The organism is Litorilinea aerophila, from assembly GCF_006569185.2.
In the GTDB taxonomy this organism is placed as follows: Bacteria; Chloroflexota; Anaerolineae; order Caldilineales; family Caldilineaceae; genus Litorilinea; species Litorilinea aerophila.
The window spans coordinates 176,465-195,466 of record NZ_VIGC02000006.1; the positions used below are offsets into that span (position 1 = coordinate 176,465).

Genomic DNA, 19,002 nt, shown 5'->3' on the forward strand with positions numbered 1-19,002 from the left:
GAGGAACCCATGGATTGGAGTTTCAGAGGCTATGATATTGTAGAAAGAGTGTGTTGAAAGTTATGTCATGAAGACTGACTAGCCTTCTAAAATTTCTCGATAGATATTTTCGATATGATCAACATGCTGTTCAAAATACAGTGGAGCCGTCATTTGACTGCGCATTCTATCTAAAATTTGTGGATTATCGACCAACTGTTGCAGAGCAATTCTCCAGGCTTCTATATCTCCTGGTGGCAACAAAAGCCCGTTAACGCCATCACGAATTGCCTCTGTCAGAGCGCCCATCTCTGAAGCCAGCACCGGTGTTCCAACCGCTAAGGCTTCATGGGCTACCAAGCAGAAGGTTTCATGCCAAAGGCTGGGAACTGCTACGGCATCAGCGTCAGCGAATGCCCTCCACACGTCTAAACGATCGGCCTTCCCTAAAAAAGTAACACGTTCATCTGCCATCCGATGAAGAAGGTTGGCATAATGAGGGTGTGCTGATATGTCGCCAACGATAGAGAGCTGGAATTTGCCTTTTACCTTGCGGAGGGCTTCTAGCAAAATATGGACACCTTTGTTCGGTGCTAATCCTCCAACGTATAGAAAGCGAATTTCCTCTCCTCTCGGTTTGCGGTATGAACGGGGCTGCGTTAATGGGGTCACCCCTGGCCTGACAATATGGATATGGTTTTGGGGAACACCGTGTCGCTTATACCAATCGCGCACAAAGATGGATGGCGACAATAGTCGCATAGCGCCTCGGAGGAGATTATTTAATCTGCGATTGCGATCGAGCAGTAGTCCCAATAAAAGGGGAGAAGCAATCCATGTTGCAGGCTGACCCGATCTGGCGACTACACAGCGGGTACAGTTGAGAAAAAAGCGAGGGCCATGGCAAGCAGTTTGGCTGTAATTTGTCAGTAAGTTGGCATTGGCGCAAACCCACCAATAGTCCCATAAAGTAATGATGTAGGGGATATCGAGTTGGGTCAATCGCTCAAGTATGCTCTCCGGTAGACCCATTAAATGTTGTATGTGTACCAAATCTGGCTTGAATTGATCGAGTGTTTTCTTCCAAAAATCATCGATCGCCGGCTGGCGCCAGGTTGATAAAAAGCGCTGCGAGGGGGAAAGGGCACCGACAGATATGCTGAAAATCGGGAGGCCTCCGAGCTGACGCACTTTCTGGAATTTTTCTTGGGAATATGAACGGTGAAATACCCCGACCTGCCAGCCTCGCTGTAGGATTGCTTGCGCCAATTCTTCCGTATAAACTTCAACTCCACCAATAAACTCCGGCGGATATTGATGAACTACATAGAGTACTTTCATATTGTCGATGTTCCTCGATGGGCAAGGGCGCCGTAAATCTCTCGAATCCGTGGATATTTATGATCCCAGGTATGCTGATGAAGCACCTTGTGGCGACCTGCTTCTCCCATTTGGCGCCGAAGTTGAGGATTTTCAATGAGCGTCTGTATCGCCTCCGCCAAAGCTTGCACGTCTCCGAAGGGGATTAATAGCCCATCGCGTCCATGGTCAACTACAGTGCGTACGCCCCATGCCTGTGCTGCAATGACTGGTTTGGCGTAGGTCCAGGCTTCGAGAAAGACAATGCCAAAGGAGTCGGTTCGAGACGGTAAGACCAGGATATCAATGGCATCCAACAGATCCAGCTTGGTCTGATGGTCAATCGCTCCCAGCAGAATAATTCGCTGCCGCTCGGTCGTCGGTAAGTTGTCCCAGTAGTGGCGAAATTGCTCCAGGACACTTCCTGCAAGGATTAAATGTACATTCACGCCTTTTTGCCAAAGGGTGCGGATGGCTTCAATAACGTGCATGGTGCCTTTATCGTAGGCCATTGTGGAAAGCATACCCACGATGGGACCTTTCAACCCATAGCGTTGGCGCAGATGAGAGCCGTTGCCCCCCTGAAGTTCGGCTAGATTGACCCCGGGCCCCACTACGGCGATGCGATCGGGTGACAGTCCACGTTGACGATAAAAGTTAGCTTCATCGGCATTGATGGCCAATAGAAAAGCGCTATTGAGCACCAGCTCTACCTGATGACGCATGGTATAAAAGCGACTCACTGGGTCCTGGCCCGGTTCTTGCCCCACGCCCAGATGGGTCAGCGGATAAATCACAAACGGCTTTTGATTTTGCCAAGCAAACTGTTGGGCGGCGGCGATGAGGGGCTCGAATACGATCGTCATGCCGGCCACCAGATCGAAGCGTTCCTGGGTTGTGGCAAACCAGCGAAAAAGCTCAGGCGTCCAGGGCGTGTAGCGCGCCAGCCGATGCAGCCAGGGAGATGGGATTGCAGACACGCTTGCCAATATCCACAGTAAGCGCCGCATTGCCGGATAGCTCCAGTGTGACAAGGGAAGATGGCGCACCGGAAAGCGCAAGACGCGTACTCCATCGATGATAGCTTCTGGCTGCGGAATGCGACGCGCATCTGGATTCCAAAACAGTTCAAAGTCCCACGCGTCTGTAGTGACGACTGTGACATCATGACCATCGGCTGCCAGTCGTTTGGATACGCCTTCCAGGTACAGTTCTGCGCCACCGACAGCGGGAAGGTAACGTTGCGTTACGTGCAGAATACGCATGGGGTCGATTTCATGGGACGCACAGGGAGGTCAATCACGTTTTTGTATATCATGAACGAAGCTATTCTCCCTCGCGAGGCACTTTCACTGGTTCGGAGCCCTATTGGCTCTCTTCTCCGCGCTGCTCAGGCTTTGCAGATGTAGGCGGAGCTGTGCTATCTCCTGCGCCTGTGCTCGGTTAAGCGAAATTAATTCTTGGAGCACAGCATAGTAGGCTGCGTGGACCTCAGACTGTCGCCGTACGATTTTGTTTGCGTAAAATAGCACCAGTTCATGCAATGCCCGGCGGAGGCGATTCAGCAACCCGCCGATGATGGGCACATTGCTCTGACGCACTTCCATTTCCATCGCGTGGGATGCATCCTGAATTGACTCAGCGAGCGCATCTAGCGCTTTCATCCTGTCGCCTATGTCGATGGGCTCTGGCGGCATGGGGTCGAATGTGGAGAAGGATGTATTGATTGAATTAAGGTGGTGATCGGAAAAAAGTTCCTGATCGGGTAGCGAATGGGGGATGGGAGGCATGTGTTGTTTCAGGTACGCCGCCTGACGCACCTCCTGGCGCAACGCTTCAAGCCGATGGTTCATGGCTTGAATGAGCGTTGCCATCATTTCATTGGCGTTAAACTGCACCTTTACAATATCATCAAATGTAGGGGAGGGGCCTTCCCCGAACAACTCGGCGCGCGTGCGAGCCTGATAAGTGCGGAGGCGTTGAATTCCCTCGGAGACTTCGTCCTCCATTAATGCATGTTGTAGCAATTCGAACTCCACCGAGTTGAGAATATCGCTAATCGTGATTGGCCGTTTCATGATGAAGTCCCTGCCTTCCTGGTGACGTGCAAGTGAAGCTTAGGACCTTGCCGCTATTTCTGCCAGCACGCGGCGATAGATCTGTTCAAAACCACGTGCCATGTGGATATACGTAAAGCGATCTAATAGACGTTGGCGTCCTGCAAGACCATATTCATATAAGGTTCGAGGTGACTGCAACAATTCAACTATTGCCTCGGCAAGTTGTTCCGGGCTTTCTGGATCCACCAGGCGGCCAGTGACGCCGTCGTCAACCACTTCTGGGATGCCGCCTGCCCGGCATCCGATCACTGGTTTGGCGTAGTTCATCGCTTCCAGATAGATCAATCCGAAGGATTCATAGAGTGACGGTGCCACAAAGAGGTGGCAGCTCTGATAGAGCGCCTGCAACTTTTCTTCGGAGACCTCGCCTAGAAAGCGAACTTTGGCGGCATATTTAGAATGACGTTTTTGGAAATAGGCGGGGTAGCTAAGACCGGTCTTTCGCTTGAAGCCATCCGATTCGCTGTTGTCGGCGCCAGCGATGACAAATTCCGCTTGAGGGAATCGGCGCAGCACTTTGGGGATGGCAGTGAACAGATCTTGAATACCTTTACGCTTTTCGAGTCGTCCCACATAAAGCACGGTGAATTTCGTGGGGGGATAATCCAATGGGAACGGCCGCGTTGCTTCATCAGCAGCAGGTTCGATGCCATAGTGGATCACTTGAACGGAATTTGTTTTGTTGAGCACATGATAGACTTGATCGAGTGCTCGAACTGTTGCCTGGGTATTGGCGACAATAAATTGGGCATGCCTGAGGAGCTCCTCTTCGATTTCTCCCATTAAACGCAGGTCATCATCGCGGTGGTGTTGGAGTTCTGCGATCTGGCGCTGTGCTGTTACGGGACGCACCACAACAGGAAGCATGCCGGAGACTGCTGTGACAAATCCATCGGTAAGCCAAAGCGGCGTATCGACAATTTGAATGTCATCATTCAGGAGAAGACGCTGCAGGCGCTCATGCACAGCATGGCTGTAATTGAGCACATGATGAACTTTGGGTAGATGACGAAACTGCATGTAGCGATTCAGGCGGTAGGGTACGCGGTGAACGTAAGCGCCATCGTAGAAACTAACCGCCTCCCGATTTCCGTGGGTCAGGACGTGTACTGTATGGCCCAGTTCAAAAAGGCCCTTCGCGAGCATATTTGTGCTACGTCCCACCCCTTCATATCGTTCTGGAGGGTAGTTGAAACTTAATAAAGCAATGCGTAATGGTGAATTGGAGAGTTGAATCAGCGGCTGGCGCCCACTCACCGGGTCTATAGCTGTCTGTGTTGCTGAGGACTCGTTCAGAAAAGGTTGTATCGAAGCATTCATTGAATTCAGGGGTTCTTGTAAATCTTCCTTTGTAGAGGGAGACTGGGCGAAGAATAATGCCTTGGTGGCTCCAACTATGGCACCTCGCACCTCGAGAACAGAGGCTTTGAGTAGCTGCTTCAGCGATATTTTTTTCTGTTGGAAAAGTTGAAGATTCCAAAGCCAGTGTCCATGAACAAAATATCCGATACGCCGTAAAATATCGCGGGAAGGAACGCCAACGGCTTTACCATTTTTTATTGTGAAATATACGGCTGCTTTGGTTTGGATCCACCATCGCCCATGGAACGTGAATACTTCTCGATTACGGCTAGAAGCCGGCACATGATACACTGGGGCCTCTGAGACAGGATGTACCAAAAATCCTGCCGCCGCCAGCCGAATCGCCACATCGGCGTCGTCATAAACCCATTCATAAAATTCATCGAAACCGCCAATGGATAGCAGCGCACTGCGGCGATAGGCCATATTGGCGCCCATCATCCGCATCGTCCAAAAGCGCCCCAACCCTTCCGGCGGCAGTTTATCAAGGAGGCTTGCGCGGACATCGTATTGCTCGGCCAGGGCCGAAATGATGCCCTGTTTGTGTTGAACGGTCGGTTGTGTAGGATGAATCAAGTAGACCACGCCGCCAGTTGCAGCAATGAGGGGATTGGCGAAGAGTCGATTCAACTGCAAGAGCCAGTTGCGAGAAGGCACGGCGTCGTCATCGATATAGGCGACAATATCGCCCCGGGCGGCTCGCAGGCCAATATTGCGAGACACACTTAAATTTGCCACTGGGCAATGAAGCACGCGAAGACGATCCTCATAGTCTTTGAGGATTTCAAGGGTGTTATCATTGGTGGGGCCGACGACGACAATCACCTCAAAATGCGGGTACGACTGATGTTCTAGCGTCCGCAGTAATGTTTGCAAGGAGCGGGCACGATCAGTGGTATTGATGACGACAGAGAAGGTATGTTCAACGTTGGCCATAAGCTAACAATAAATCGAGTAATCGGCGCCGATATTCTTGCAAGGTAATTTGTGTTTCCAATAAATTCAAGCGATGATTCAACATTTGCAGGTGATGTTCCAGACTTTTTACCTGTGCATCTTCCAGTGTCTTTAATTGCATGAATTGATCCATATGAATAACGCCAAATAATCTGTAGAGAGTATATTGGAGTTTTTTATGGATGGGTAAAGAAGAATGGTTCCATGGCGAGCTGGATAATCGCTCTAATTCTTCACGCTTTGCTCTAATTGCGGCTAAACTTGCGCTGATCTGTTCGTGGATTTTACCGATTTCTTGTTGCCATTCTTCAAATGAAGCGGGCGAAGTACTCTCGTCATTTGTTTGAGGCAATGCCAATTGTTCGCTACGCCGGTAGGCCCGGCGATAGATTTCCGCCATCCCTGTGGAGATGAGGCGTTTGATCGACGACGTAAGTGGTGTGTTCCCATCTATCACGCGCTGTTGAAAAATTTCTTCCAGGTGCTGTCGCGTGTAGGCAGAAGCCAGAGCCCGACCGATGGATTCATAAAATGAAGATTCTGTTTCCGCGGCTTCTTTCTCGGCATGGATGAATTCAACTAGCTCTGCTTCAGAAAATTGCTTACAGATGAAGCGATAACGGGATTGATGGTGGTTGGCGGTATGACGAATTGGTTCCTGTTGCCACTCGCGGCTACTAAAAAGATGGCGTCCGCGTGCCTGTATGGAGAGATATGTTTCTATGCCGTTGCGCCGCGCCCGGTAGCAATAGTCGCTTTCCTCATAATAAGCAGGATAGAATTCTTCATCCATGCCACCCAGCTTTTCCCATGTGACGCGGCGGATGGCAAAGATTGCCCCCGTGACGTATTCAACGGCAATATCATGGGAGGGGATATCTGTCCGATGGCGACCATAGCCAAGCGGACGCTCAATGAATGCTCCTGCATGATTGATAACGCCTTGCGAATCTTCAATCACTGCGCCCGCAATACCACAATCAAGATGCTCGCGTAAGGTGGCATGCAGTCCATCTAGCCAGCCAGGGAGAACCAGACAATCTTGATTTAACAAAACAAAAATGTCTCCCTGAGCAACCTCCATGCCGGCGTTAACGCCCCCTGCGAATCCCAGGTTGACAGGTTGGGTGAGGAGCTTCACTTCCGGGAATTGGGAACGAATAATCTCTCCGCTTCTGTCAACAGAAGCGTTGTCAACGCAGATCACTTCTAATGGATAATCACCGGTGTGCATGTGAACGGCGCGTAAGCATTCTGCAAGGACAGAGTCGCCATTCCAGACCGGGATGATGATGCTAGTCAACATAGCATCGGATTATATCACATAAAAACTTCTCAAAGACTTTTCTGCAGCAGTGGATGGGCAACTGCTGGCCGAAGGCTTCCGAGGGGCTGCGGACCAGAGAGGAAAGCGGCAAGTGTCTCTCTGGCCCGCAAGATCATCGTTCGATCATGGGGAGATAGATGAAAAGCTCGGCACGGAAAGAAGTCGCCTCATACGCACCGATGTCCGGGACGCCATGACGTGGGCTGGATTCGACATCGACTGTTTCATCGCTGCCCATTGCTTGATCGACTGCGGGGGAGGACGCGGGAATGCGAAATAGGTTCGGGCCCGGCGTAATGCTTATAAACAATGGATCTTGAAAAATGGATGTGCCCATTCCATTGATTGCACCGGCTTGAGCGGTGTTGACATTGCTGGTATTACCGAAAAAGAGGTTGTATGCTAGATTCGCCGTATTGGATGGCCTGACATGGAGGGCCGAAAAGCCCGCATCTGTATGATCGGCAATAATGTTATATCGGATGTCGGCCGGCTTGGCTCCTCCTGTGGCTCCATCGCTCATCACAAGGATGGCTGCACCCTGTAGCGGTGTGGTTAACATACGGTTGCCGACGATGGTGTTATGGTGCAGTGTCGCTGTAACGCCTTGGAGCCAAATCCCACCTCCACCGCCGCCCACTGCGGGACCTTGTCCTGCCGCGACCTGGTTAAAAGCAATAATCGAGTTTTTAACGGTGGCTGTCGGCTCTCCGTAAAAGATATTTTGCAGGTACAGTCCGCCACCGCCGGCAGGTCCCTGAGCACTACTTCCATTTCCTCCCTGGGATCTGTTGTTAAGGATGCTGCACTTCTCAAGCCAGAGGGTGCTATGGATGGTCTCCAGGGCGCCACCGGCGGCGATGCCTCCATTGGCTGCATCTCCCCCTTGGACGAGGTTATCGGATAATTGGCAGCCAACCAGGCGCACTGTGGCCGTTTCATAAATGCCGTCTCCGTCGGCATCGACATTTGGGTTTCCTTCAATTGTAATAGCACCGCCGAATGCCCCGCCAGCGTTCACTGCTGCATTGCCACCGATACTTTGATTGCGTTGGGCTGTGACGTTCCAGAGGGTCGCATCTGCATAGCCCATGATGGTCAACGCACCAAACGCGTCGGCTGTTTGGAAATCGGAGGTACGCCCATTGCCCGAAGTGCTGCCTGCCTGGGAGAGATTATCATAGAATTCTAGCGCAGAACCATCCACCTCTGACCGCAGAATAAATAGGCCAGGACCGAGCGCATATCCTCCACGTATCCGTCCGTTACCTCCCTCCGAACGGTTGTTGACGAAAACCAGGCGTTCCAACCATGCCCGCGTCGGTGTTTTGCGAATTGCCAGGCCACCGCCCGAGGCGCTGCCTCCATACTCATTTTGGGCGCCGCCACCTTTTGCCACGTTATCCTCAAAACGCACATTACGAAGTACGACTGTTGCATGGTCGGTCAGCATGCCGCCGCCGAACGCAAACGTCTGAGCGTCTCCGCCGCTGGAGGCTCCTTGAATGTAACCCCGGCGAATGGTGAAACCTTCCATCTCGATGCCGGCCAGTAAAGAAGAATTGCCCGGTTCTGTTCCTTGCACCCAAACTCCCCGAAACCGACTTTCTCCATCAATGACACTTGGATTCGCAGCAGGGTTTGCCACAGACCAGTTTCCATTCGCGTACCCTCCCCGCAGTGTGATTTGTTTGTTAACAATACACGCGACTGCTCTTTGTCCACCGAGGTAACGTTCGCAGGGGTTATCGACGCCGGCATAGGTGTACACACCGGCTGCCACCAGGATCGTATCGCCACTGGTAGACTGGTTGATGGCGTATTGGATGGTGCGGCATGGGATCGTTGGGGTCAGGCAGGAGTTACCATTATCATTGCCGTTTTGGGCGTCAACATAGAGGGTTCTCGCGTACGGCGCGTATTCCGCTGCCTCTGCATAGGTGGCACGGGCAATCAGTGCTAAGGCAACGGCAAACAGGCAATATAGAACGATTCGTTTTCGAGAGATGAAAATCTTGGTCATGCCAATCCTTTTTTGATTCTGATTTACGCAATTTTGTATTTCTCAAACGCCAATGAACCCGTCTACTGTAAAGCAGTGCGGTTGAGTGAGCTTGTTGCGAAATCAGTGCCTGGTTTTCTATTCGCCTACGAACGATGACCTTCATTCCTACCGGCGTTGTAGCAGACGGATGGTATGTCCCTGCCAAAAGAAGTGGTTCACCTCCGCGTATCGTTCGAAGATAAAGGGTTCGATTTCCGGACCCGTTGCCGAAAGATCTTGCAAGCCCTCAATCCAGACCACAAAATCGGGTGGGTTCTTACCCAGCTCTGCCAGCCATTGTTCACGAATATGGGGTTGCATGAACCAGGGATAGTGCATCATCCAGAACTTTGGAGGAGTTTTTTGAAGAATATAGTATACATTGCTTACGGCTTCATTGTCAGGGACGAACACAAGTGAGCTTTCTGAAGGGAGCGCAGTTTTTAGTAATTCAGCCAGTTCACGCTGTTCGTCGAATTTTAGCAATTTAGGCTGGCTAATGCCGGCGATGCCGGGCCACAGCAAGAAGGTGCCGTAGGCTCCCCAAAATATGAGGAACGTAATTGCAAGCGTACGCAAGAGGTAGGCCACAGACGGAAGCACTGCTCCCGTTTTGATGATATCTGCGCTGACGATGGCCGACATCGCCGCTATAAATCCAAATGCCGCTGCCCAATGGGGAGGCGAGTATCGGGGGTAAAGGAAAATCAGACTACTCACGGTACAGATTGCCAGCCAGAGCCGAAGCAGCCGTTCCTGTGTGGTAAGGGTGCCAGGCATCCATAGCGATGCGATAAATGGAACCGCCAGGAGAAAAGCTGGCCAGATGGCAATTAAATCGAAGTGGCTGGGGAGCAGGAAGCCTAAACGGGCATAGCCGCTAGTCAGGTTGAAGAGGAGAGTCCATTCTACCAAAGCGGTCAGGCTTCCGCCGTGGGATAGGTAGAAAGCAAGATATAGAATGACCGGTACGATCACGCCTGCGATAAAAAGGAGAAGTGCTTTGGGTATCGAACGCCAATCAAGGTAACGTTTCCAGTGCATCAGCACCAACCAAATTAGGAAAACAGGAATAAGGACGATTGCCTGTTGTTTCAATAAAACGCCAATTCCGACCAGCAAGCCGCTTAGGGCGACCCGCCAGAGGTGGCGCTGCTCCGATGAAAAAATACTGAGAAGGATGAAAAATCCGAAAAACAAAGGCGCCAGGGCAAGGTTGTACCAGAAAGTTGTGATCCCAAACCGAACAGCAAATGCCCAAATAAAGCTGATGCCTGCGACAGCTGCCCAGATTCCATAGCGCATCCATAACCATCCGCTTACAAGCCCGAACAAAAGTGTCAATGTGGAAGCATGTGCCAGGCGAAGCGCAAGAATTCCGTCATTATGAACCAGCGTCTGCAATCCAGCTAAGAGGTGTGGGAGCAGAGGGCTATGCTCGTCTGCAATGTGGAGATAGGGGATAAATCCCTGGTTAAGCAGCCATGGCTGCAACACCATGCGAGGATCAGCAGTAATGGATATCCGTAACGTTAAAAAGCTGGCCAAAGCCCCATTCACGCCAAAGATAAAGATGATACCGGCCCAATGAAACCCATGAATATGAGGCCGACGGATAAATTTAGGACACAAAAGCGGTAGGCGCATTCTTGTCTTGTATGCATTCGGGCAATTGGTGAAGCTAACCTATCACCTGGAGCAGTCGTAGGCCTCCCCATTCGACCTTTTGACCTTCAGAGGTTTGTTGCGTGGTGATTTCCCGTGTGAGCAGGCCGAGGTCCATGACCTGCCCGGAATGTTCATCGATAAAGTCATCGATGGCCCTACGCACTTCTTCGAAAAAACTGTCGTGAAAAAGGATATAACTGCCGGTTTTCACGAACGGGAGAACTCCTTCCGCATCACGTTTTGCCCCCGCATAAGAATGGTCTCCGTCGATAAATACAAAATCGAAAGAATCTTGTGCTTTATTGGCGGCTGTTTGCAAAATATCCGGTGAATGTCCCTGGAAAAGCTCGGCTCGATGTGAAATTTTTTCCCAGTTATTGGGCAGGATTTGGGGAGAAGGGTCGACCAGATACATCCGTGCGTCACTTTCTAGCGCATCCAGTGCCCGGCATATAATCAGGGCAGAGCCGCCTTGGAAGGTTCCGATTTCCAGGTAGCGTTGAGGGCGCAGGCAAAAAATCAGAGTAAAAAGCATGAGCCGCTCCGCCCGGGTCATCCAGGCCGGAGCATGTAGAATCGGCTCTAACCAGAGCAGGTCGAATTGCGCCGCAAAGGGCGTTACATCGAACCGGGGAATTTTGCGCTGGGCTGCGCGGAATTGAAGATCGGATGTTTCGGCTGGTTTTGCTTTTCCATAAAGGAGATGACGAAGCCTTTGAACGATACTCATGATTTCTTGATTGCCTCGATTTAGCGCGTCCAGGTGGATGGTGTGATTTTTATCCAGTCCAACAAGAATCCAAGTTGACGTTGATCATTGTTGAGACCCAACTCGGCAGGAACAAAAGGGGTGGCAATAAACTGCAGTTGTATTGAATCCGGCGATTCGAGATCAGTCGCTTCCACTTGAAAAGTATACGTTGTCCATTCTTCGGTAGGGATGAAGCTCCCGATGGTATGATTGCCTGCGCGCACAATCACATCGGTGGGTTCAATACCGTCTGGTCGATAGATCATTGCACGAATTTGAATTTCCCAGCCTGGTCCATCGGATGGAGCAGGGAGTGGGAGCGTTAAAGTAGCAACAGCTTGGGTCCAACGCATGGAGGGTGCTCCTGGTATGTACTCCTTGCCCCAGAAGCCATCGTCTAGATATGCTCCGTCCATTGAGCCGATATCGACCGTAATACTCTCCTGCGCCAGCTGCATGCTATCCGGTGGGGCTACATCATAGATTTCGATTCCATAATGAATCGTCTGGGTCACCGAGGGAAAGGCATCGAAAGTATTCATCAGCATTTGAGTCGTAAAATCATAATAACCCGACGGTTGCAACGTCAGGTGATTGCGCACCGTGGCCGGGATTGGATCGACTGCTAACAGTTGAACTGGGCGTTTTTGTGCTTTGGCCCGCATTAAAAGCGCTTCTAGAAATTCCACCACTGCTCGTTCGTGCTGCAACGACGCGGCTGAAGTATCCTCCTCTGAAGCGCGATTGCCGGTGCGTATCGTTGCAATAGGATGGCCGAAAATTGAATGCAAGGGGACACCGAATGCATCGGAGAAGGTGCTTTCGCCTGGTTCAGCAAATAAAAGGATAGCATCGGTTTGCAGTTGCTGGTGAAGTTCATATAGTTGTGTGAGGGAACCTGCGTAATCACGCGCCCTGACAACATAGCGATCCTGGTAAACGAGGCCGCCGACCAACGCTGCAACCAGAATCCCACGAACGGCGAGCGTCATCCATGGCCTGAAGAATCGAGGAAGCGCCACGATGGCGTAGGCGGCGCATATCCATAACATCGGGATAACAATTGGCACGTAACGGCGCATGGTGTAGATATGATAAGGCATATTCATGATGTTATAGACATATTGAACAGTGGTAAGCACGCCGATGCCGAGCACAATAGTCAGCCGTGCCAGCCGCTCTCGTATAAGGATCATGGCCAGCCCTATAGTTGCCAGTGCAATGCCTAGTGGCGTTATATACCACCCCATGCGCAGCCAGTTTTGTCCATTTAACAATGGAACTTCAACATTGCCTGGCCAGGAAGTGATAATGCGAGTTGGTTCCAAGATCGGTCGTAAAAAGTAAGCATAAAGGCTTAATGCGATAATGCCCACCCCTAATATCCATCGGACAGATGCCGAATGTTTCAGCCGTTGAAGCCGGTCTTGAAACCGGCGAGGGCCCAAGAGAAGAGCGGCTAGGCACACTACCAAGGCACTCAGGGCGGTTCCTATGAGGAGCCATGAGGAACGAATGACCAGTCCATATACTGCTCGGTAGGTATTCCAAAAATATGGCCATGTAAAGAACCAAATGATCAAGAACATCTGTAAAGCAAAGGCCAACAAAACTAACGCGAAGGCGCTCCATCCTAAATGCCAACGTCGTTGCCAGGCTAGCCAAATGAGACCTGCCATCACCATCGCCAGCACTAAAGGCAGATCGATGCGCGTTAGCAGCGCGCTCCCTAAAGCAGCGCCGCCGAAAGCGCCCCACAGCGGCGAAGGTGTCGCCTCATCCCAGAGCACTTGAAAAGCTAGAAATCCTGCGAACAGCAGCAGCATGGTGAGCGGTTCGGTAGTCGGGTAGCGTGCAAAGAAAATCTGCGTGCTGGTGATAGTTAGAAAAGACGCCGCAAGCAATGCAACCCATTCGTTAAATAATTGGCGTGCCAAGAGATAGAGGGCGACAATCCCTAAAATGGCGACGAGCGGGGTAACATAGAAGCCTGCTCGTACACCGCCTATACTCATCGCAATGCTCAGGAGGCTGGGATGATATGGGAAGAATTGGGGTCTAGATATCGCCGGATCTTCGTCATCGATGTACCAGCCGACAAACTGTAAGTGTCGGGTAAGCATCGGTCGAGGCTGTGTGCGCAATGTCGCTGCCCCATGTTCCGCCAGAAACAGGTTCCACTCATCTCTTTGTAAATAAGTGCCGGTGCGGGCCGTTGCGGCTGCAATGTTAATATAGCTGCCTGCATCGTTGCCGCCCAATACATACTCATGTGGATGTAGATACAAGCCCGCGCTAATCAGTACAAGGATCGTAAGAGCCAGTTCATTCCAATTTCCCTTGCACTGAAACCGAACAGCTAGTAAATCCCGGCAGAAATTTGCCGATAGTTTCCTCCAGGGGGAGTGCCACGGAATTTCTGCCGTGGTCTTTACGCCAGGCTGTACTAGCCTTCGTGAAAGGACAATGCTAATGAAGCCTCCATTAATCGCCAGCAGACTAATGGCTACCCATTTCAACTCGTATATCCCGAGCATCGCCAAACTAGTGGCGATCCAACCCACTAGAATCACTAGGCTTACAAGAGAGATGAAGAGTCTTAGAAGACAGTCCGGCTCCTGCTGATGGATCCTAAAGTGTGGGCTGAAATAGAAAAGATTGATTAACAGGAAACCAAGGGCGTTAATGGAAAAAAGGAGAATTGCACCGGCAGAAGATTGCATGAATATCACAATATTTCTGTGGTTAGAGCTGGCTCGATGGATGAAACATGGCGCCAGGTAGCAGGGATGTGAACAACCCCTTCTTCAGCACGTCCACGAGGCTGGAGGACCTCAAATGGATACATGCGATGATGATGGTCAATGGCTATTGTGGAGTTTCGATTGTAAATGGCTACCGTCAATTCATACCGACCTGGATTGAGCGGCAGAGAATCGATCCGATACTCCATCATGCCATAGTCCTCAATGGCCTCAATGTGATACCCTTCATCAACCGAATTAGGGCCATTCACATGCGTGCCATCTTGCCGGTAGATGGCCAGGCCAAAGGTAGGTCGAAGGATACGTTCGTGGCATTTGTAGTAAATACGCACACAAAGGGTGGCACCCTGCTGGAACTGGTCCACCGCTTTCCCCTGCTCATTGCATAATTCGACGCGAATAATTTCTGCCTGATGGGTTCCCCATCGTCGCTGCTCTGAAGGTGTGGGATCTTCTTGTGTTTTCGTTGTCGTTGCAGCTTGTTCTGCACGGCGTCTGGCATAATAGAGTTCGTTTGTATAGGCCAGGTAATCGTCAACAATGTCATTGGCCGGTCCATCCGCGCGAACGAGCCCATTCTGCAGCCAGATGGCCCGATCGCACAGGCGTCGGATGTCTTCTAGATTATGAGAGACCAGAACAATGGCAACCCCGGCTGCTTTCATTTCGTAAATACGTTGGAGACACTTTTGTTGGAAAATCTGATCTCCAACAGTAAGCACTTCATCGATGATTAAGACATCCGGAGAAGTATGGATCGCGACAGAAAATCCTAGCCGGACATACATGCCAGATGAATAATGTTTAACGGGTGTATCAATAAAATCGCCGAGCTCGGCAAATTCAATGATCTGATCCAGTTTGCGACGGATCGTCGCTCGATCCATGCCATAAATCGAACCATTTAAGAATACATTTTCTCGTCCTGTTAAATCTGGATGAAAGCCTGCTCCAAGTTCCAATAGGGAGGCGATGCGTCCATTTGTGCATACGTAGCCACTGGTGGGTGGTAATACCCCCGTGATGACCTTGAGTAACGTGCTTTTACCCGATCCATTTTGCCCTAGGATGCCGATGCTATCCCCTGGGTAGATTTGCAAAGATATATCGCGTAGTGGCCAAAAGTACTCCACCTCGCTCCGCTGTCGTTTCCAGAGACGGATAAATAGATCTTGAAATGAGCGCTGATATTCACGCTGTAGTCGAAAACGTTTAGAAACATTGACAACTTCAATGAGTGGTTGATCATACGTTGGACTCTGGGGAATAATCTTCATCGTATTCTATAACCCACAACTCATTAGTCTTGCTGTACTAAGGGCAGGTAAAGCTGATCCGTGGCAAAAAAGAAAGTTCGCTTTAACTGGTTGTTGGATGGCTTCACGTCGCTGGCGCCGGGGGCGGGATCAATAATGGCAAAGATTTCGTATTTCGCCGGGTTTACATTAGGCCAAACGTACTCAATGACCTGTTTATCTCCGCATCCCTTAAGGGTTCCTGAGAACTCGCCTCCGCTTAACAACGTCCCCCCCTGGCCTGGATCACCCAGATAAAGCCGCAAGGTGAAGTTTTTCGCAGAAACTGTATTGCCTGCGTTGCCAATATGAATTTGTATAGTGGCTGTGACTGGTCCGTTGTTTGCCAGTGGAGCTGCGGGGGATATGCGTAAGTCTGAAATCAAAAAATCGATTTCACTGTTCAACTGTGTGGTGTAGTCGGCATAGGTGTCACCCATGGGGGTGCGTGAATTTCCTGTGTCAGGATCGAAAAGATAGCCGTTAAACCCTTCCCATTGACCGTTTACCAGTTTAGCTTTGTGGTTAATACTGTACCAAGAAAAATGTTGTACCAGCCGATAATCATCAGCCGGATATCCCAATTTTAAGTCTCTCGTATTCAATAGATAATCAAAGGTGCGCACCATATAATTACTGACGTCTTCTGGCGAAAATGAGCCATACCCAGGAGCATCCGGCATCAGGACGCCATATTCGGTAATATAAAGTGGCTTGTTGCGGTAGCCGTTATAATACATCCAGTTACGGAAGGCGAGCACCTGTTGTTGGAACAGGGTAAAATCAGCGTTTTGATGTGTTCCCAATACCCAGCCGCCTTCTGGTGAAACTCCACGAGGGATATCAGCTCCCCACTGTCCAGGTTGTTCATTTAAAATAAATGTATGAATTCCCCAAGCATCTACCTCCATTTTAGTCCCGTAAGCGTCTCGGTAGGCAGCCAAGACTAAATCAAGGTATTTTAAACGTATTGGACTGGCCTGCACGATATTTCCAGCAACCAGGATGGCCGTCGGGTCGGCCGTTTTGATGATCTGGCGAAGTTCGTGATAGGCCCGTGCATATGCCGCAGGTGTTAAGTCGTCCTGGTAGATTTGTCGATCGGGTTCGTTGCCGATTAACCAGAATGAGCCTGGGTTGGACTGTGCCAATGTCACAATAGTAGATGGATCGGGGCTCACAATGTAATCGGTTCTGCTCTTGTCCGGCTGCCTTAAACGTACCATGCGCAATTGTTGCATAGAGGCAGGTTTTTCAGCTGTATTTGCCCGATAGTCAATAAAGTATCCTGCATTTAATGACTCCACTTGAATGGATGTCAAACTCACTTCGCCATGATGATTAACGCCAAATCGGCACAGCGGTTCTGCTGGTGCTTGCGCCATTGAGCCAGCTGGGCTGGGCATGGAAAAGAGTAGAATCACTGCCAGCGAAAGTCCAGAGCAGAGGGTTGCCAGCTTTTTGCCTTTCGGCGATGTGCGGAGAAACACGATGATGCCTCCTCTAGCTAGATTGCAAGACCTATTGTTGCCCTTTCTCCTGAATCAACCCAAAGCAGGCCGATGGAAGGACGTCAAACATCTGATGCATCCTTCTCTGCCTACTCTTCGGGTGCTGTTGCATCCTGTTCCAGGAGAATCCTATTCCAAATGAAAAATAAATGGGGGTGTGGGATTATCACCGATATAACATAGGTAAGAAAATCTGTTTAGGGTCGACAATGACGATGGAGCTGCTGGTCTTGCTTGAACCAAACACTTCTTCACTGTCAACCGTGACCCAGTAGCGATGGGTGCCCGGGCCAAGATTCTCCCACTCCACTTCGACCACCATATCATTTATGGCGCAGCCCTCCAGTCCGGCAGGTACCGTTGCCTCGCCGATCTGTTGAGAAAGGCTGGCATCCTGATAGAATTTCACCTGGAATGGTTGCGAAGTTGGCGTGTTGCCGTTATTACGAATACTGACTTTCAGCGTTGCCGTTGCGGCTCCGTTCTGAGTATCCGAGTCGACCACGGCGGCAAAAACTTGATCAATCACTAAGTTGGGCTGAGTTGTTGTGGCCGCAATTAAATCGCGATACTTTTGTCCCATCTCTGTCAGATTCCCGTGAACCGGGTCAATCAACAGGCTGGGGTTGCCATCGATAAAGTCTCCCAGGTTGGCATCGTCCATCAAAAACCAGGCCCACTGTTGTACCAGCCGGCCATTGTCCAGTGGATAGCCCAGATCGGGATCGATGGCATTTTCAAGATATTGTACCGACTCTTCCATAAAATTAGTGACGCGTTGAGGGGTAAAACAATTCCCATATTCATCCTTGGTTCCAAGGCATTGGCCATTCCCATCTACTTTATATTGGTGCAATAATGACCATTCTGTGAGCAGTAATGGCGTATTTTGATACCCTCGTTCCTTCATCCATCTACGCATGGCCACCACTTGTTGGATGAACAGATCAGTGCTGTCGTGTTCATAAATACAGTAGTAGTCATCACGTGAACAGAGATCTAGTTGTTCAGAAAGAGGGCGCCACCAGTGGGGCAATTTAAGCGCAATCGACGGATCTGTTCCATTGGCAATGGATGCAAACACTGGATTGCCTGAGTCTGGCGGAACTATCCCATCGCTCGGACGCTGATATTCTTCAATACGTTCCGGGAAAATATAGGCGTGAAATGTCCAGACATCTACTGGCATAGGGGTACCATATTTGGCGCGATAGGCCTCCAATACCTTGTCGAGATATTGGAGCCGCCCTGGCGAGACAAGCACCAATCCCGATACTGCGACCTTGGCACTGGGATCTCTCTCTTTGATGAAGTGGTAGGCATCATGATAGGCATCGGCATAAATTTCTGGCATTAAATCATCTTGCCAGTAGACACGGTCCACTTCATTGCCGATAATCCAGACTGCACCTGGATTGGCCTGGATGTATTGTCCCAATCCACTTTCCGTGAAGGGCGGACTAGCCGTATAAGAGGGGAGGCGTGCCCCCTGTTCGTTGCGGTTTTGCTTCAGTCGAACCATCGGCGTATGTGCGACATTGGCCGGTAGCCAGCTGGGTCGGTCGGGCCCGAAGGTGACCACCCAACCGATTTTCATGGATTCCACCTGGCTTGCCCCCTTCGGAGAGGCAGTGACACCGTAACGACAATTAGGAGCTGTCGCACTTACGCCTGTGGCCAGTTTGAATACCTCATCGGTATCGAAATTGAATGCAGCGTAGGCCATGCTCGGGACGAAAAGAAAGCCTGTGCAGGCTAATAGCAGGGCGATAGCCAGGGAGGAAGGACGAAGTGGTCGTTTTCCCTTGGGGAAGGGCATCTTCATGGAAATTCTCCTTTACAACTCCAATACATTCAAGGGTAG

At 50.6% G+C, this 19,002-nt stretch carries 12 protein-coding genes; all 12 read right to left on the reverse strand.

All coding sequences use genetic code 11. The features are described from left to right. Window positions 1-78: 78 nt before the first annotated feature. The 12 genes from FKZ61_RS06175 to FKZ61_RS06230 all read right to left on the reverse strand — a co-directional run bounded on the left by FKZ61_RS06175 (window position 79) and on the right by FKZ61_RS06230 (window position 18,963). A complete protein-coding gene (locus FKZ61_RS06175; RefSeq protein ID WP_141609204.1) occupies window positions 79-1,320 on the reverse strand; it encodes a glycosyltransferase family 4 protein in 1,242 nt (413 codons plus the stop codon). Then, on the reverse strand, window positions 1,317-2,603 hold the full coding sequence (locus FKZ61_RS06180) for a glycosyltransferase family 4 protein (RefSeq protein WP_141609205.1): 1,287 nt from the start codon (window positions 2,601-2,603) through the stop codon (window positions 1,317-1,319). The genes FKZ61_RS06175 and FKZ61_RS06180 overlap by 4 nt, the downstream gene beginning before the upstream one ends. 84 nt (window positions 2,604-2,687) lie before the next feature. Next, entirely contained in the window at window positions 2,688-3,416 is a 729-nt protein-coding gene (locus FKZ61_RS06185) for a hypothetical protein (RefSeq protein WP_141609206.1), read from the reverse strand. Between the two features lie 39 nt (window positions 3,417-3,455). Then, the gene (locus tag FKZ61_RS06190; protein WP_141609207.1) at window positions 3,456-5,756 is read right to left on the reverse strand and encodes a glycosyltransferase; all 2,301 of its coding nucleotides are present in this window, start codon (window positions 5,754-5,756) and stop codon (window positions 3,456-3,458) included. Next, window positions 5,743-7,083 carry a glycosyltransferase family 2 protein gene (locus FKZ61_RS06195; protein WP_141609208.1) on the reverse strand — a complete coding sequence of 447 codons (1,341 nt, stop codon included), beginning with the start codon at window positions 7,081-7,083 and terminating at the stop codon, window positions 5,743-5,745. The genes FKZ61_RS06190 and FKZ61_RS06195 overlap by 14 nt, the downstream gene beginning before the upstream one ends. A gap of 133 nt (window positions 7,084-7,216) precedes the next feature. Next, the gene (locus FKZ61_RS06200) at window positions 7,217-9,127 is read right to left on the reverse strand and encodes a right-handed parallel beta-helix repeat-containing protein (protein WP_141609209.1); all 1,911 of its coding nucleotides are present in this window, start codon (window positions 9,125-9,127) and stop codon (window positions 7,217-7,219) included. Window positions 9,128-9,274: 147 nt separating this feature from the next. Beyond that, entirely contained in the window at window positions 9,275-10,795 is a 1,521-nt protein-coding gene (locus FKZ61_RS06205) for a hypothetical protein (RefSeq protein ID WP_141609210.1), read from the reverse strand. Between the two features lie 34 nt (window positions 10,796-10,829). Beyond that, window positions 10,830-11,546 (reverse strand): class I SAM-dependent methyltransferase, encoded by a 717-nt coding sequence (locus FKZ61_RS06210; RefSeq protein ID WP_141609211.1) that lies wholly within the window; start codon window positions 11,544-11,546, stop codon window positions 10,830-10,832. A 20-nt stretch (window positions 11,547-11,566) separates the two neighbouring features. Further along, window positions 11,567-14,290, reverse strand: a complete 2,724-nt coding sequence (locus FKZ61_RS06215; protein ID WP_141609212.1) for an ArnT family glycosyltransferase — start codon at window positions 14,288-14,290, stop codon at window positions 11,567-11,569. 5 nt (window positions 14,291-14,295) lie between these two features. Further along, window positions 14,296-15,609 (reverse strand): ABC transporter ATP-binding protein, encoded by a 1,314-nt coding sequence (locus FKZ61_RS06220; RefSeq protein WP_141609213.1) that lies wholly within the window; start codon window positions 15,607-15,609, stop codon window positions 14,296-14,298. A 23-nt stretch (window positions 15,610-15,632) separates the two neighbouring features. Further along, window positions 15,633-17,117: a glycoside hydrolase family protein gene (locus tag FKZ61_RS06225; RefSeq protein ID WP_141609214.1), complete on the reverse strand. Its 1,485-nt coding sequence runs from the start codon at window positions 17,115-17,117 to the stop codon at window positions 15,633-15,635. A 187-nt stretch (window positions 17,118-17,304) separates the two neighbouring features. After that, window positions 17,305-18,963 (reverse strand): glycoside hydrolase family protein, encoded by a 1,659-nt coding sequence (locus FKZ61_RS06230; protein ID WP_141609215.1) that lies wholly within the window; start codon window positions 18,961-18,963, stop codon window positions 17,305-17,307. Window positions 18,964-19,002: the final 39 nt, after the last annotated feature.

Excerpts from the sequence above, each read along its gene's own strand:
- FKZ61_RS06190 (WP_141609207.1), bottom strand. The coding sequence starts at position 5,756 with ATGGCCAACGTTGAACATACCTTCTCTGTCGTCATCAATACCACTGAT.
- FKZ61_RS06210 (WP_141609211.1), bottom strand. The coding sequence starts at position 11,546 with ATGAGTATCGTTCAAAGGCTTCGTCATCTCCTTTATGGAAAAGCAAAA.
- FKZ61_RS06185 (WP_141609206.1), bottom strand. The coding sequence starts at position 3,416 with ATGAAACGGCCAATCACGATTAGCGATATTCTCAACTCGGTGGAGTTC.
- FKZ61_RS06205 (WP_141609210.1), bottom strand. The coding sequence starts at position 10,795 with ATGCGCCTACCGCTTTTGTGTCCTAAATTTATCCGTCGGCCTCATATT.
- FKZ61_RS06220 (WP_141609213.1), bottom strand. The coding sequence starts at position 15,609 with ATGAAGATTATTCCCCAGAGTCCAACGTATGATCAACCACTCATTGAA.
- FKZ61_RS06180 (WP_141609205.1), bottom strand. The coding sequence starts at position 2,603 with ATGCGTATTCTGCACGTAACGCAACGTTACCTTCCCGCTGTCGGTGGC.
- FKZ61_RS06215 (WP_141609212.1), bottom strand. The coding sequence starts at position 14,290 with ATGCAATCTTCTGCCGGTGCAATTCTCCTTTTTTCCATTAACGCCCTT.
- FKZ61_RS06200 (WP_141609209.1), bottom strand. The coding sequence starts at position 9,127 with ATGACCAAGATTTTCATCTCTCGAAAACGAATCGTTCTATATTGCCTG.
- FKZ61_RS06195 (WP_141609208.1), bottom strand. The coding sequence starts at position 7,083 with ATGTTGACTAGCATCATCATCCCGGTCTGGAATGGCGACTCTGTCCTT.
- FKZ61_RS06230 (WP_141609215.1), bottom strand. The coding sequence starts at position 18,963 with ATGAAGATGCCCTTCCCCAAGGGAAAACGACCACTTCGTCCTTCCTCC.
- FKZ61_RS06175 (WP_141609204.1), bottom strand. The coding sequence starts at position 1,320 with ATGAAAGTACTCTATGTAGTTCATCAATATCCGCCGGAGTTTATTGGT.